A 14,171-nucleotide genomic window follows, 5' to 3' on the forward strand; every position below is an offset into this window, starting at 1 on the left:
CCCCGAGACCCAGCCCTCCGAGACCGGCCCCTCCCGAGAATCCCCCGTCCCGCCGTCGCTCCCGCCGGACCTGGGATCATCGGGGCCATGAGTGACACGGACGCCACCGCCGCGGGCGCGCGAACCGTCGAGCGTGCCCTGCACACCGCGCTCTCCGCGCCGGACGGAGAGCGCAGCCGGGGCATCGACTCCGGCGCCTCCCTGCTCGCCGCCGACCCCGCGGCCGACGCCGAACTGCGTCTGCGCGGCGTGGGGTTCGTACGGCTGGCGTGGGAGCGCGGCTGGCAGCCCGCCGATCTCGTACGGCTGGTCCGCCGTGACCTGGACGCCCCGCATGTGCGGCTGCTCGCCGAGCTGATAACCGCCGAGGTACGGCGGTACGAGCGGCTGCCACCCCGTTGGACCGCACAACTGGCGGACCTCGCGGAGTCCGCCGGTCCCGACGACGAGGGCGGCTCGCGGTCCCACAGGACCGACCGCTTCTCGTACGCCACCGCCGTACTGGAGCTGTACGCGCGGCTCATCCGGCTGCCCGCGATCGAGCCGGTGGGTCCGGTGCCCGGTACGCCCGTCCATCTGCCTCCCACCGAGGGCGAGCCGCGCATGCTCACCCGGATCCGGGCGCTGCTCGCCAAGGCCGAGGCGACCGGCTATCCGCAGGAGGCGGAGGCCCTCACCGCCAAGGCGCAGGAACTGATGGCCCGGCACAGCATCGACGAGGCGCTGCTCGCCGACCGTACCCACCGCGGCGACGTGCCGGGCGCCTGCCGGATCGGGGTGGACGCCCCGTACGAGACCGCGAAGGCGATCCTGCTCGACGCCGTCGCCTCCGCCAACCGCTGTCGCGCCGTCTGGAACAGCGCGTACGGCTTCTCGACGGTCGTCGGCTTCGAACCCGATCTGGAGGCCGTCGAACTGCTCCACACCTCGCTGCTGCTCCAGGGGACGTCCGCGATGACCCGTGCCGAGGCCGCCCAGCGTGCGGGCGGCCGCAAGCGGACGAAGACGTTCCGCCAGTCGTTCCTGATGGCGTACGCCCACCGCATCGGCGAGCGGCTGGCGGAGGCCACGGAGCGTACGACCCGGGAGGCGAGCGCGAGCGCGAGCGGCGAAGGGGAGCGGGACGGGGCGGGCGGCGGGCTGCTGCCCGTGCTCGCGGCGCGGGACGTGGCGGTGGCCGACCGTACGGACCGGATGTTCCCGGAGACGGTGGCGACCCGCGTCCGCGGAGTGACGGACGCGGAGGGCTGGCACCACGGGACCTCGGCGGCGGACGCGGCGCGCGTGCCGGACTGACGGCCGGCCCCGGCGCCACCCCCAGACACCATCCCCAGGCGCCGCCCGCACGTGCCGTCCCCACGCGCGGCCCCCACGTGCCGTCCTCGGCCACTGCCCACCGCCGCTGCCCACGGCCGCCGGGCGGTTCGGCTCAGGGCCGGCCCGTACGGCGGACGAGGACCCGGCGCCCCGGCGCTACGACGTCGGCACAGCCGTGGGCATATCCGTCGGCAGGCCCTCGGGGAACACCCCGGTCTCGGTCTTCGCCAGCGTGTCCTTCGTGCCCTTGCCCCACGAAATCACCAGCGTCTTGCCGTCGTTGGACTCGATCGACCCCATGGTGCGGTCGGTGTTCCCGTCGGCGCAGGTGAGGGAGAGCATCGGCTCGCCCATGTCCTCCACCGAGCCCTGGCACACATGGTTGTCGGCGACGAGCGCGACCTTCCCAGCCCTGACGGACAGCGCGACCGCCTTGCCGTCGGTCAGCCCGGCCCAGGTGCCCTCGACACCGCCGCTCGCGTCCCCGCCGGAACCGGAACCGGAGCCGGAATTCGAATCGGAGCCCGAACTGGAGCCCGAGCCGGACGCCGCCGCACTCGGTGTGCCCGAACTGCTGCTGTCCTTCCGCGAGTCGCCGTCCCCGCTGTCCCCGCCGCAGCCCGTGAGCGCGAAGGCGAGTGCGGCGACGAGGCCGGCCGTGGCGGCGCTGGTTCGTACGAGTTTCTGCACGTTCAAGTCCCCCTTGTCGGGTACCGGATACCGGACCGCGCCAAGCTACCAGGAGCCCTTGCGTGCCCTATATCGACTACAAGAGCACGGATCTGTCGCGGAATTCATCTCCGGCCGCGGGCGGATTCGGAGCCTCCGCGCGACGAGGGTGACGGCCCGGCAACAGCGCGCGTCGGCGCGGGCGGTCGAGAACGCCCGGGAAATGGCGCGCCGCCGTACGGCCCGGCGGCGCGCTGAACCCCTTGGGCCCCTCCTGAGCAGGTCAGGCGGGGCCCCAGTGTGTTGAACCGGTCTCATACCGGTCTCAAACCCATAGACCATGGCCGGAATTGGGATCCGAATGGGTATGAAACGCGTCTCTTCCTAGAGCACGAGGGATTCGCTCCGGACGACCGCCTCGGTGCGGCGTCTGTAATCAAAGGACCACCCCGCGTGCACGTGCATTTGCTCATGCATCAGCACATGAAACACAGCTATGATCCGAGACAGTTGACTACTGCACCTTGAAACTCGGGGAGCGACCTGTGCACCACGTGTACAACGGCATAACGGCCACAGAGCTTCACGGAGTCGTCTGGCAGAAGAGCATGCACAGCAACTCACAGGGGTCCTGTGTGGAGTTCGCGAAGCTGCCGGGCGGGGAAGTGGCGGTACGTAACTCACGCTTCCCCGACGGTCCCGCTCTGGTTTACACGCCCGCCGAAATAGAGGCACTGCTACTGGGTGTCAAGGACGGGGAGTTCGATCACTTGGCGACGGGCGCCTGAGCGCCTGCCGGAACGTTCCGGCAGGCGCCACGCCCGGTAACCGGCGTCGCCGCAGAGGCGTGTCCCGGGTCCTGAAGCCCGTACCGCCGCCGTCTCAACAGTTAGATTTCAGCCACTCGCCTGAGTGACCCCGCTCGAAGCGGTCGGTCCCGGTCGACTTCAGTCGGTCCGCAACTGGAACAGCGCCCAGACGACCTTGCCGTGCAGCGACCCCGCCAGTGGATGCCAGCCCCAGGTGTCGCTGAACGACTCCACCAGGAACAGTCCCCGGCCCGACTCCGCCGCGCCGTCCTCCCCGGCCTCGCGCGCCGTCGGCCCCGAGTGACTGGGGTCCCGTACCGCGCACACGAGCCGTGACGTCCACCGCATCAGGTGCAGGCGTACGGGCGGGTCCTGCGGCTCCCGCGGCGTGTCCGCGGGCAGGGCGTGGCGCAGTGCGTTGGTGACCAGCTCGGAGACGACCAGGGCGACATCGTCGAACCGGTCGTCCAGCTCCCAGCGGCTGAGCGTCGTCCGGGTGAACTGCCGGGCCCCGCGCACCGCTTCATAGCGGGCCGGCAGCGCACACGACGCGGACCCCGCGGCGCCCGCGGGATCGATCGGGGGAAGCCCCTGCCTTAACGGCTCGAGCATGGTCGATCCATTCATCCCCATGCGAGGCACTCCCGGGATTCGCGGCCGTAGCGATACTGCGGTGGTCCAGAGTCACATCACGTCAATCACGAACGAGCACGCAGGTGCGCGAGGACCATGGTTCCCAATGCGTAGGGCAGATGCAAGGGCAGATGCACGTGCACGCGCCGGACTTGACCACGACCGTACCGGTTCTGGCAGATTTCTCCTCGTGACCAGTTTTGGTCGCTACGCAAAGGCTTCTTATTTCCGTAATCGAATGAGTACGGGCTGAAGCGTTTTGATGGCAGAATCCGGCACTTGGGGTCCGGGGGTGCTCCAGGCAGAACAACATGCGATGGGGAGGGTTGGAGACGTGACCGCAGCCGAATCGGGCGGTTCCGTGGTGCGGCGCATCCTGCTTGGCTCACAGCTGAGGCGGCTGCGCGAGACGCGCGGCATCACACGTGAAGCCGCCGGCTACTCGATCCGCGCTTCCGAGTCCAAGATCAGCCGTATGGAGTTGGGACGGGTGAGCTTCAAGGCCAGAGACATCGAGGACCTGCTGACCCTCTACGGTGTCGCTGACGAGGGCGAACGCTCCGCCCTCCTCGGCCTCGCCAGAGAGGCGAATGTCGCGGGTTGGTGGCACAGCTTCGGTGATGTGCTGCCCGGTTGGTTCCAGACGTACATCGGCCTGGAGGGCGCCGCCTCACTGATCCGTATCTACGAGGTGCAGTTCGTGCACGGTCTGCTGCAGACCGAGGCGTACGCGCACGCCGTCGTGACCCGCGGCCAGCCGGACGCGCCGCGCGGTGAGGTCGACCGCCGGGTGGCCCTCAGGCTCGAGCGGCAGAAGGTTCTGGTTTCCGAGCGGGCACCGCGCTTCCACGCCATTCTCGACGAGGCCGCGCTGCGCCGTCCGTACGGCGACCGCTCGGTGATGCAGGGCCAGTTGAAACATCTCATCGAGATCTCCGAGCAGCCGAACATCACACTCCAGGTGATGCCGTTCAGCTTCGGCGGGCACGCGGGCGAGAGCGGCGCCTTCACCATGCTGAGCTTTCCGGAGTCGGACCTTTCCGACGTCGTTTTCCTGGAACAGCTCACCAGCGCGCTTTATCTCGACAAGGGCGAGGAGGTCGCTCAGTACGAACGGGTGATGAGGCGACTACAGGTCGACAGCCCGGGGCCCGAGGAGAGCCGGGATGTCCTCCGCGAGCTGCTCCAAGTGATCTGAGACATCAGTACGATGACCTCACATCAGGAGTTTGCACCTGCAGTAAGGGATCGCATGTCCTACTTCACCGATCTGGCCCACCAGTACATCGACGGCGAGTGGCGGACCGGCAGCGGCTCGTGGGACATCATCGACTTCAACCCGTACAACGGGGAGAAGCTCGCGGCCATCACGATCGCCACCGTCGCCGAGGTCGACGAGGCCTACCGCGCCGCCGAACGCGCCCAGCGCGACTGGGCCGCGACCAATCCGTACGCCCGCAGGCTGGTCTTCGAGCGGGTGCTCAGACTGGTCGAGGAGCGCAAGGGCGACATCGTCGAGGCGATCATCGACGAACTGGGCGGTACGCGCGTCAAGGCGGAGTACGAGGTGCGCAGCGCGCAGGAGTTCCTCCGCGAGGCCATTCAGCTCGCCCTGCGCCCGGAGGGCCGGATACTGCCGTCCCCGGTCGACGGCCGGGAGAACCGGGTCTACCGGCTGCCGGTGGGGGTCATCGGGGTGATCAGCCCCTTCAACTACCCCTTCCTGGTGACGATCAAGTCGGTGGCGCCGGCGCTGGCGCTCGGCAACGCCGTGGTGATCAAGCCCAATCAGAACGCGCCGGTGGTCGGCGGCGGGCTCATAGCCAAGCTGTTCGAGGACGCGGAGCTGCCCGCCGGACTGCTCAATGTGCTGGTGACGGACATCGCCGAGGTCGGTGACGCGCTGATCGAGCACCCCGTCCCGAAGGTGATCTCCTTCGCGGGCTCCGACCGGGTCGGCCGCCATGTGGGTGCCGTGGCGGGCAGCAACTTCAAGCGGGCCATTCTCGAACTGAGCGGCAACAGCGCGCTGGTGGTCCTGGACGATCTCGACGAGGCGGGGCTCGACTACGCGGTGGACGCGGCCGTCGCCAGCCGGTTCATCTACCAGGGGCAGGTCTGTATGGCCGCCAACCGCATCCTGGTGGACAGCAGCATCGAGCGGGAGTTCACCGAGAAGTTCGTCGCGAAGGTGACCGCGCTCAGGACCGGCGACCCGCGCGACCCGGACACCCAGATCGGCCCGGTCATCAACACCTTCCAGGCGGACGCGCTGACGGCCCTGGTGGACCAGGCGCTCGCGGAGGGCGCCACGGCGCTGGTACGGGGGCGGACGCGCGGCAATCTCGTGGAGCCGACGGTGCTGTCGGGGCTGGCCGAGGACTCCCCGCTGATGCAGCAGGAGATATTCGGACCCGTGGTGGTGCTGTTGCCGTTCGACGGGGAGGAAGAGGCGGTACGGCTCGCCAACAACACCCCGTACGGACTGAGCGGGGCTGTGCACACCTCGAACGTCGAGCGCGGCGTGGCCTTCGCCAAGCGGATCGTCACAGGCATGATGCACGTCAACGACTCGACGGTGCAGGACGAGCCGATGGTGGCGTTCGGCGGGGAGAAGTTCTCGGGTCTCGGCAGGCTCAACGGGGACTCCACGGTCGAGGCGTTCACCACGCAGAAGTGGATCTCTGTGCAGCACGGCCGTACGGAATTCCCGCTCTGAATTCACGCTCCGGTTCCCGTTCCCGCTCCGGCGGGCCGGTGGCGGGCCGGGCCCCGCGCGGGCACCGGCCACGGTGCCTGGCCTGCGGGGCCATAACCTGGAGCCATGTCAGCGATCCGTTTGCTCGTGCTCTTCGCGGTCCGTCAGCACGGCCGGGCCCATGGCTATCAGGTGCGCAACGACCTGGAGTACTGGGGCGCCCACGAGTGGTCCACCGCCAAGCCCGGTTCGATCTACCACGCGCTCAAGCAGATGGCGAAGCAGGGCCTGCTGCTGGCGCACGAGGTGGCGCCGAGCACGGCGGGCGGGCCGCCGCGGACCGAGTACGAGATCACGGACGCGGGCCGCGAGGAGTACTTCCGGCTGCTGCGTGAATCGCTCATTACATACGACCAGAAGATGGACGTACTGTCCGCCGGGCTTGGCTCCATCGTCGACCTGCCGCGTGCCGAGGTCGTCGAGCTGCTCAAGGAGCGAGTTGCCGGGATGGAGGCCTGGCGGTCCGCCGTGACTGAGCACTACGTACCCGAGGACGGCCCGGCCCAGCTCGGGCACATCGGCGAGATCATGAACCTCTGGGTGCACTCGGCGGACTCCGGTGCCGAGTGGACGCGCGGGCTGATCAAGCGCATCGAGGGCGGCGCCTACACCTTCGCGGGCGAGGGTGAACCGTGGGTGGGTGTGCTCGGCGAGGGCGAGGAGAACCCTTACGCGACGGGGATTCCCGACGAGGGCGACACCCACTAATCAAGTTTGACCAATCCAAGGGCGGGGGCTACTCTTCGTCAGCCGGTAGTCAAGTTTGATTACTGCTAAGGGGTGCGGAAATGGCAGGAAGCGGGGAGGCGAGGACGTGACCGAAGTGACCGACGTGACCGAAGTGACCGACGCGATCGTTGCGGCCGGCGTGCACAAGCGGTACGGGGAGAAGCGGGCCCTGGACGGGTTCGATCTGACGGTGGCCCGCGGCACGGTCCATGGTCTGCTCGGCCCGAACGGCGCGGGCAAGACCACCGCCGTAAGGGTGTTGACCACGCTGCTGCGCCCCGACGAGGGGCAGGTACGGGTGGCGGGCCTGGACGTACGGACGGAGGGCCGCGGAGTACGGCGCAGGATCGGGCTGCTGGGCCAGCACGCGGCGCTCGACGAGGACCTGAGCGGCCGGCAGAACCTGGAGATGTTCGGACGGCTCCACCACCTCGGCGCCCGGCGCGCGGGGGAGCGGGCCGACGCCCTGCTGGAACGGTTCGGCCTTCTGGACACCGGCCGCAAGCCCGTCAAGCAGTACAGCGGCGGCATGCGGCGCAGGCTCGATCTGGCGGCGTCCCTGATCACCGGCCCGGCGGTGCTCTTCCTGGACGAGCCGACGACCGGGCTCGATCCGCGCGGCCGGGCGGAGGTGTGGAGCGCGGTGCGCTCACTGGTCGGTGGCGGTACGACCGTACTGCTGACCACGCAGTATCTGGAGGAGGCCGACCAACTGGCCGACCGCATCTCGGTCGTGGACGGCGGCCGGGTCATCGCCGGGGGCACCGCGGACGAACTCAAGGCCAGGACCGGAGGCGACCGGATCGATGTCGTCCTGCGCGACGCGGACCGGCTCGCGGACGGCGCGCGGATCCTGGCGCGTACGGCGGGCACGTACGCGGTCCGTACGGATGTGGACCGTCGGCTGATCAGCGCGCCCGTGACCGACCGGATGGCGGCGCTGACGGAGACCGTGCGGGCTCTGCACGCGGACGGGATCGAGGCGGAGGACATAGTGCTGCGGCGGCCCACGCTGGACGAGGTCTTCCTCCGGCTGACGGGCGGGGACAGCGACCGGGGCGATGACCACCAGCAGGAGAAACAGCGGGAAGGGCGGCAGGAGAAGCAGCGGGAAGGGCGGCAGGAGAAGCAGCGGGAACAGGAGGTACGGGCATGACGGCCCTGCACGCCCCGGCACCCGTGCCCTCCGAAACCGCCGGCAGCCGGCTCGGCTGGGCCCTCGCCGACTCCTGGACCATGACCCGCCGCGAACTCGCCCGTTGGGCACGGCAGCCCGTTCAGGTCGTCGTCGGGCTCGTCTTCCCGGTGATGCTCCTGCTGATGTTCGGCTATCTGGTCGGCGGCGGCCGGGGGATCCAGGGGGAGTACGTCGAGTTCCTCGTCCCCGGCATGCTCGCGCTGACCATGGCGTTCGGACTTGAGTCCACGATGCTCGCCGTCACGCAGGACCTCAACAAGGCCGTGGTGGACCGGTTCCGGTCGATGCCCATGGCGCCGTCCGCGGTCCTGGTGGGCCGGAGCGTCGCCGACATGCTCCAGTCCGTGCTCGGCCTGTGCGTGCTGCTCGGCGTCGGAAGCGCGCTCGGCTGGCGCTGGCACGATGGGAGCGCGTCCTTCCTCGCGGCCGTCGGGCTGCTGCTCCTGTTCCGGTTCGCGATGCTCTGGCTCGGCATCCAGCTCGCGATGGTGGCGGGCCGCCCCGAGATGGTGCAGGCGGTGCAGATCCTGGTCTGGCCGATCGGTTTCCTCTCCAACGCGTTCGCGACACCCGAGTCCATGCCCGGCTGGCTGGGCGCGGTCGTGGAGTGGAACCCGATGTCGGCCACGGCCACCGCCGTACGCGACCTCTTCGGCAACCCGGCCGCGGCGGGCGGCTCCTGGGCCGCGGAGCACGCCGGGCTGCTGGCGGTTCTCTGGCCGGTGGCCCTGCTGGCGGTGTTCTTCCCGCTGGCGGTGCGGAGATTCGCCCGGCTCAGCCGCTGAGGAGCCGTACGTACGCATGGGGGCGGTGGGCCGCGCGACACGGCCCGCCGCCCGCCACGCCTCCGTACAGCCTCCGTACGACCCTCGTGCGACCTCCGTGCGCTCAGTGGTGGAAGGCCGTCGCCAGTGACTTGTCCCGCGCCGGCGGATGCGGCTGGGCGCGGAGCGCGGGGAGGAGCTGCCGCAGATCGTCCATCAGCAGCGCGGCGAGATCGGCGGAGAAGCCGTTGCGGCAGACGATCCGCAGCACGCACAGATCCTGCCGGTTGGCCGGGAAGGCGTACGCGGGCACGAGCCAGCCGTACTGGCGCAGCCGGGCCGAGACGTCGAAGACATCGAAGTTCTCGTTGCCGGGCGCGGTGGTGAAGGCGAAGACGGGCAGTTGGTCGCCCCGGGTGAGCAGCCGGAAGTCGCCCAGGCCCTCGATCTCCCCGGCCAGTTTGGTGGCGATGTCCCGTGCCGTCTGCTGGACCGCGCGGTAGCCGTCATGGCCCAGCCGCAGGAACGTGTAGTACTGCGCGACGACTTGGGCGCCGGGACGCGAGAAGTTCAGGGCGAAGGTGGGCATGTCGCCGCCCAGGTAGTTCACGCGGAAGACCAGCTCCTCGGGCAGTTCGTCGGGGGAGCGCCACAGCGCCCATCCGACGCCCGGGTACACGAGCCCGTACTTGTGCCCGGAGGTGTTGATGGAGGAGACGCGCGGCAGCCGGAAGTCCCAGACCAGATCCTCGTCGAGGAACGGCGCGATCATGCCCCCCGACGCCCCGTCGACATGGACGGGGATGTCGAGACCCGTACGTTCCTGGAGGGCGTCCAGCGCCGCGCACACCTCGCCGACCGGTTCGTACGAGCCGTCGAAGGTGGAGCCCAGTACGGCCACCACCCCGATGGTGTTCTCGTCGCAGAGATCGGCGGCGGCCCGCGGGTCGAGATGGAAGCGCTCGCCCTCCATGGGCACCTGGCGCGGTTCGACCTCCCAGAAATTGCAGAACTTGTCCCAGCAGATCTGCACGTTGACGCCCATCACGAGATTGGGCCGGGCGGTCGCCGGGTAGCGGCCCGCGTTGCGCTTGGTCCAGCGGCGCTTGAGCGCGATTCCGGCGAGCATGCACGCCTCGCTGGACCCGGTCGTCGAACAGCCGACGGCCGCCGCCGGGTCCGGCGCGTTCCAGAGGTCGGCGAGCATCGCCACACAGCGCCGCTCCAGTTCGGCCGTGCGCGGGTACTCGTCCTTGTCGATCATGTTCTTGTCCCGGCACTCCGACAGCAGCGTCGTGGCCTGCGGCTCCATCCAGGTGGAGACGAACGTGGCGAGATTGAGCCGCGAATTGCCGTCCAGCATCAGCTCGTCATGGACGAGCTGGTACGCGACGGCGGGCGGGGTCGGCCCGTCGGGCAGCCGGTGGACGGGCGGGGCCGAGGTCATTCCGCTGATCGGGTCGGCCTCCCCGTAGAAGGGGTTGATCGACAGCCGCTGCCGTTCGGCACGCTCGGCCTCGGGCATGCCGGTCATGTCCGCGCCTCGGTGGAGTGGCATCGGCGGTTCTCCTCGGGGGCGTCGGCGCGGCCGGATCTGTTCGGGACGGGCTTTGGACCGGCTTGGGACGGGCATTTTCCGGTCAGCTTTCTTCATTTATGCCCGAAATGGTGGTCTGGCGCATCCGTGCCGCATGTCCACGCGGCCGGGTGGAACCTGGAGGAGCAGGCGGGCGTTGATAGCTTGTGCGCGGCCGACCACGCCGAATTGACGATCGACCGACTATCGACACAACACAGGAGTCCGGAACCCGTGACCCCCCTTGCGCTCGGACCAAGCTGGCTGGACCCGGACTATCTGATCGGGACCTTCGGACTCATCGGTGTCCTGGTCATCGTGTTCGCCGAGTCCGGCCTTCTGATCGGGTTCTTCCTGCCCGGCGACTCGCTGCTCTTCACCACCGGCCTGCTGGTGACGGCCGGCACGCTCGACCACCCGCTCTGGCTCGTCTGTCTCCTGGTGGTGCTCGCGGCGATCATCGGCGACCAGGTCGGCTATCTCTTCGGCCGCAAGGTCGGCCCCGCGCTCTTCAAGCGCCCGGACTCCAGGCTCTTCAAGCAGGAGAACGTCGAGAAGGCGCACGAGTTCTTCGAGAAATACGGCCCCAAGTCCCTGGTGCTGGCCCGCTTCGTGCCCGTCGTACGGACCTTCACGCCGATCATCGCCGGTGTGAGCCGGATGAACTACCGCTCGTTCATCGTCTTCAACATCCTCGGCGGCACGCTCTGGGGCGCGGGGGTCACCCTGCTGGGCGCGGCGCTCGGCAAGATCGAGTTCGTTCACAAGAACATCGAGATGATCCTGATCCTGATCGTGCTGATCTCGGTGCTGCCGATCGTGATCGAGTTCCTGCGGGCCCGCTCCAAGTCCAAGAAGGCCGCGCTCACGGCCGGTGAGGACTCCGGTACGGCGCAGCCGGACGGCCCGGGCGCCGGCGGGCAGCGCGGCCGGCACGCCAAGCGCTGAGCGAGGCGTACGGTCCGGAGGCCCGGAAGCCGTCTCCACCGGACAGGACAGGACGTTCAGGACGCTGTCTAGAAGCCGCGCGTCCGCTTGGCCGCGCGGCGGCTCGATGCCCGGCCCGCCCCCGGCACCGTGAGGAACAGCCGGGAGATCTCGCCCCCGAGATTCACCCCGATCGCGATCGCCAGGGCCAGCGCCGCGGCCTTGGACAGCGAGGCCAGCCCGCGGTCCGGATTGTTCTGCGCGATGCCCAGCAGCCCGAAGTAGGTCGCCGAGCCGGGCAGCAGCGGGCCGATCGCCGCCGTGACATAGGGCAGCGCCGAGGCGAACTGGTAGCGCGAGAAGAGCTGGCCGAACAGCCCCACCAGACCGGCCGCCACCGCCGTCGCGGCCACCGGCGAGATCCCGCCCGTATCGTGCATCGCCGCGTAGACGACCCAGGCGATCCCGCCGTTGAGGGACACCATCAGCACCGTGGAACGTTCCTGCTGGAGCAGGATCGCGAAGGTGAAGCTCAGCACCACGGCCGCGAGTATCTGCACCACCGGACGCTCCGCGGTGTGCGGCGCGGCGTCCGGGTTGAGCTGCGCGTCGAGCTGTACCCCCAGATAGAGCACGGTCAGCACACCGATGATGATCGCGATGAAGAAGTACATGACCTCCAGCAGCCGCGCCGACGCGGTGATGTAGTAGCCGGTCAGCCCGTCCTGCACCCCCGCGACCAGGGCGCGCCCCGGCAGCAGCGCGAACAGACCGCCGGTGATCACCGCCGAGGGCCGTACCTCCCACTGCGCCGCCGAGCCCACCAGTGTCAGCGCCACCCCCATCGCTGCGGGCGGCATCGCGGCCACCACGAACTGGTAGAACTCCGGCAGCCCCCGCCCCGCGCACAGCCAGGCCAGCCGGTCCCCGAGCATCGCGCCGAACGCCGCCGCCACGAACACCAGGAACCCGCCGCCGACCAGCACCGAGGCCGAGCCCGCCAGCACCCCGCTCGCCACCGTCAGCACCCACCCGGGGTACGGATGCCGGTTGCGCCGGATCTCCGCCAGCCGCCGGTAGGCCTCCTCCAGCGTGACGTCCGTGTTCGCGGTGGTGATGTCGTCGATGAGCGTGAAGACGGCGGAGAGCCGGGTGTAGTCGGTGCCCCGCCGCCGTACCGTCCTGCTGGCCGTCACCGGGTCCTCCACCAGCGACGGCTGATGGGAGATCGACAGCAGGGTGAAGGTGACGTTCGGCTCGCAGCGGTCCAGGCCGTACGCGCGGCTCACCGCGAACATCGCGGCCTCGACATCCTCCGCGCCCTCGCCGCCCGCCAGCAGCAGTTCACCGATACGGAGCGTCAGGTCCAGCACCCGGGGCACCGCGGGCCCGTTGTCGTCGTGCCGCTGCACCGGCTCCGGTACGGGCCGTTCGCCGGCCGGCATCCGCAGCAGGGTGCGCATCCGGTCCTGCCAGGGAGCCCCCTTGGCCCACGCCTCGGGCAGCACGAACCCCGATCCGGGACGGTCGGCGCCGGTCAGCGTCAGCCGCTCCATCCCGTGCGGCGGGGTGAAGGCACTGTGCGCCTCGTCCGACTGGGGCTTGCGCTCCTCGGGGCCGTCCGGCTCGGCCGCCACTGTCCTCGCCGTCACGCCCTCATGCCCCCGCTCCCTGTCGTCCTTGTGGCGCACGCCCCTGCGCCCGTGCTCGTCCGTACTCGGCCGTGTGTTCCGCAGTCCCGCGTCTGCCCAGTATGAGCACGGACATGAGAGGCCACACCCGCGTCCGCGGACCCGGGAGCCCGGTACCCCCGCACACGGACGGGCGGCGCACCTCACGAAGAGGTGCGCCGCCCGTCGTCCGCCCCGGCCGTCCGGCCGGTCATCCGCAGGAGTGCGCGGTCAGGGGTGCGCGGTCAGTGCGCGCCGCCCTGCGCCTCAAGTCGCTTGTACGAGGCCTCGATCTCGGCCTCCGCCTCGGCACGCCCCACCCACTCGGCGCCCTCGACGGACTTGCCGGGCTCCAGGTCCTTGTAGACCTCGAAGAAGTGCTGGATCTCCAGCCGGTCGAACTCCGAGACATGGTGGATGTCACGCAGGTGCTCCACCCGGGGGTCCGAGGCCGGGACGCACAGCAGCTTGTCGTCGCCGCCCGCCTCGTCCGTCATCCGGAACATGCCGATGGCGCGGCACTTGATGAGGCAACCCGGGAAGGTCGGTTCGTCCAGGATGACCAGCGCGTCCAGTGGGTCGCCGTCCTCCCCGAGGGTGTTCTCGACGAAGCCGTAGTCGGCCGGGTAGCTGGTCGAGGTGAAGAGACGCCGGTCGAGGCGGATCCGGCCGGTCTCGTGGTCCACCTCGTACTTGTTCCGCGAACCCTTAGGGATCTCGATGGTGACGTCGAACTCCACGGGTGGCTCCTCCATGATCAACACATCTGTCCGGTCATACTGCTGAGTGCTGCGTCTTCGCGGAGGAGGGCCCCCGGACCGGCGGCCTGAGGGGCCGCCGCTGGGCCGGGGTGCCATGCTCGTGGCAAGGCGCAGTGATTAAGTGTCCCCCACGCAGCTGTGTGATCGCGAAAGGGGCTGGTCGGCCGTGCTTGAGCCGAAAGTGTGGCAGCTCACGGCGGGTTCCGCCGTTGTCGGCCTGGCCCTCGCGGCCGTCGCCGTGGCCACGGCCGGCCCCTGGGAATCCGGTCAGCGCAGGTCCGAGCGGGCATGGGCGGCGACGCAGAGCCGCACGGGTGGCGCACATCACGGAACGACCGCCCCCCGTACGCCCGCACCCGC

General features: G+C 69.7%; 14 protein-coding genes and 1 pseudogene. 10 read left to right on the forward strand and 5 right to left on the reverse strand.

The window, feature by feature from the left end:
* Window positions 1-87: 87 nt before the first annotated feature.
* A complete protein-coding gene (locus WH07_RS26030) occupies window positions 88-1,296 on the forward strand; it encodes a DUF2786 domain-containing protein (protein ID WP_046504850.1) in 1,209 nt (402 codons plus the stop codon).
* A 177-nt stretch (window positions 1,297-1,473) separates the two neighbouring features.
* Here the strand turns inward: WH07_RS26030 and WH07_RS26035 are convergent, their stop codons facing one another.
* Entirely contained in the window at window positions 1,474-2,007 is a 534-nt protein-coding gene (locus WH07_RS26035) for a hypothetical protein (protein ID WP_046504853.1), read from the reverse strand.
* A 148-nt stretch (window positions 2,008-2,155) separates the two neighbouring features.
* On the opposite strand from WH07_RS26035, the gene WH07_RS42230 reads away from it, so the two are divergent.
* Window positions 2,156-2,293, forward strand: a complete 138-nt coding sequence (locus WH07_RS42230) for a hypothetical protein (protein WP_408645939.1) — start codon at window positions 2,156-2,158, stop codon at window positions 2,291-2,293.
* 238 nt (window positions 2,294-2,531) lie between these two features.
* Complete coding sequence (locus tag WH07_RS26040) at window positions 2,532-2,774, forward strand: DUF397 domain-containing protein (protein WP_046504855.1); 243 nt, start codon at window positions 2,532-2,534, stop codon at window positions 2,772-2,774.
* Window positions 2,775-2,933: 159 nt separating this feature from the next.
* On the opposite strand, the gene WH07_RS26045 is transcribed toward WH07_RS26040, so the two are convergent.
* Window positions 2,934-3,428 (reverse strand): ATP-binding protein, encoded by a 495-nt coding sequence (locus tag WH07_RS26045; RefSeq protein WP_079023567.1) that lies wholly within the window; start codon window positions 3,426-3,428, stop codon window positions 2,934-2,936.
* A gap of 316 nt (window positions 3,429-3,744) precedes the next feature.
* On the opposite strand from WH07_RS26045, the gene WH07_RS26050 reads away from it, so the two are divergent.
* From WH07_RS26050 to WH07_RS26070, 5 genes are all read left to right on the forward strand, one after another.
* Entirely contained in the window at window positions 3,745-4,626 is an 882-nt protein-coding gene (locus WH07_RS26050; RefSeq protein ID WP_046504861.1) for a helix-turn-helix domain-containing protein, read from the forward strand.
* Between the two features lie 54 nt (window positions 4,627-4,680).
* Window positions 4,681-6,147, forward strand: a complete 1,467-nt coding sequence (locus tag WH07_RS26055) for an aldehyde dehydrogenase family protein (protein ID WP_046504863.1) — start codon at window positions 4,681-4,683, stop codon at window positions 6,145-6,147.
* 105 nt (window positions 6,148-6,252) lie between these two features.
* Window positions 6,253-6,894, forward strand: coding sequence for a PadR family transcriptional regulator (locus tag WH07_RS26060; protein WP_046504867.1), 642 nt, complete (start codon window positions 6,253-6,255; stop codon window positions 6,892-6,894).
* 133 nt (window positions 6,895-7,027) lie between these two features.
* Window positions 7,028-8,071 (forward strand): ATP-binding cassette domain-containing protein, encoded by a 1,044-nt coding sequence (locus WH07_RS26065; protein WP_198533893.1) that lies wholly within the window; start codon window positions 7,028-7,030, stop codon window positions 8,069-8,071.
* Window positions 8,068-8,898 carry an ABC transporter permease gene (locus tag WH07_RS26070; protein ID WP_106409683.1) on the forward strand — a complete coding sequence of 277 codons (831 nt, stop codon included), beginning with the start codon at window positions 8,068-8,070 and terminating at the stop codon, window positions 8,896-8,898. Before WH07_RS26065 ends, WH07_RS26070 begins: the two co-directional genes overlap by 4 nt.
* Before the next feature lie 103 nt (window positions 8,899-9,001).
* Here WH07_RS26070 and WH07_RS26075 read toward each other — a convergent pair whose 3' ends face one another.
* On the reverse strand, window positions 9,002-10,435 hold the full coding sequence (locus tag WH07_RS26075) for a glutamate decarboxylase (protein WP_046504869.1): 1,434 nt from the start codon (window positions 10,433-10,435) through the stop codon (window positions 9,002-9,004).
* 252 nt (window positions 10,436-10,687) lie between these two features.
* Here WH07_RS26075 and WH07_RS26080 point away from each other — a divergent pair, with 252 nt between their 5' ends.
* On the forward strand, window positions 10,688-11,401 hold the full coding sequence (locus WH07_RS26080; RefSeq protein ID WP_106409684.1) for a DedA family protein: 714 nt from the start codon (window positions 10,688-10,690) through the stop codon (window positions 11,399-11,401).
* Between the two features lie 68 nt (window positions 11,402-11,469).
* Here WH07_RS26080 and WH07_RS26085 read toward each other — a convergent pair whose 3' ends face one another.
* Window positions 11,470-13,017, reverse strand: coding sequence for a threonine/serine exporter family protein (locus tag WH07_RS26085; protein ID WP_046504872.1), 1,548 nt, complete (start codon window positions 13,015-13,017; stop codon window positions 11,470-11,472).
* A 278-nt stretch (window positions 13,018-13,295) separates the two neighbouring features.
* The gene (locus tag WH07_RS26090; RefSeq protein ID WP_046504875.1) at window positions 13,296-13,790 is read right to left on the reverse strand and encodes an inorganic diphosphatase; all 495 of its coding nucleotides are present in this window, start codon (window positions 13,788-13,790) and stop codon (window positions 13,296-13,298) included.
* Between the two features lie 187 nt (window positions 13,791-13,977).
* Here WH07_RS26090 and WH07_RS41365 point away from each other — a divergent pair.
* Window positions 13,978-14,171 (forward strand): annotated as a pseudogene (locus WH07_RS41365) (D-alanyl-D-alanine carboxypeptidase/D-alanyl-D-alanine endopeptidase); the annotation flags it as partial.

This window comes from Streptomyces odonnellii, from assembly GCF_000981895.1.
GTDB classification, from domain to species: Bacteria; Actinomycetota; Actinomycetes; order Streptomycetales; family Streptomycetaceae; genus Streptomyces; species Streptomyces odonnellii.

Excerpts from the sequence above, each read along its gene's own strand:
- WH07_RS26030 (WP_046504850.1), top strand. The coding sequence starts at position 88 with ATGAGTGACACGGACGCCACCGCCGCGGGCGCGCGAACCGTCGAGCGT.
- WH07_RS26045 (WP_079023567.1), bottom strand. The coding sequence starts at position 3,428 with ATGGGGATGAATGGATCGACCATGCTCGAGCCGTTAAGGCAGGGGCTT.
- WH07_RS26050 (WP_046504861.1), top strand. The coding sequence starts at position 3,745 with ATGGGGAGGGTTGGAGACGTGACCGCAGCCGAATCGGGCGGTTCCGTG.
- WH07_RS26055 (WP_046504863.1), top strand. The coding sequence starts at position 4,681 with ATGTCCTACTTCACCGATCTGGCCCACCAGTACATCGACGGCGAGTGG.
- WH07_RS26060 (WP_046504867.1), top strand. The coding sequence starts at position 6,253 with ATGTCAGCGATCCGTTTGCTCGTGCTCTTCGCGGTCCGTCAGCACGGC.
- WH07_RS26070 (WP_106409683.1), top strand. The coding sequence starts at position 8,068 with ATGACGGCCCTGCACGCCCCGGCACCCGTGCCCTCCGAAACCGCCGGC.
- WH07_RS26075 (WP_046504869.1), bottom strand. The coding sequence starts at position 10,435 with ATGCCACTCCACCGAGGCGCGGACATGACCGGCATGCCCGAGGCCGAG.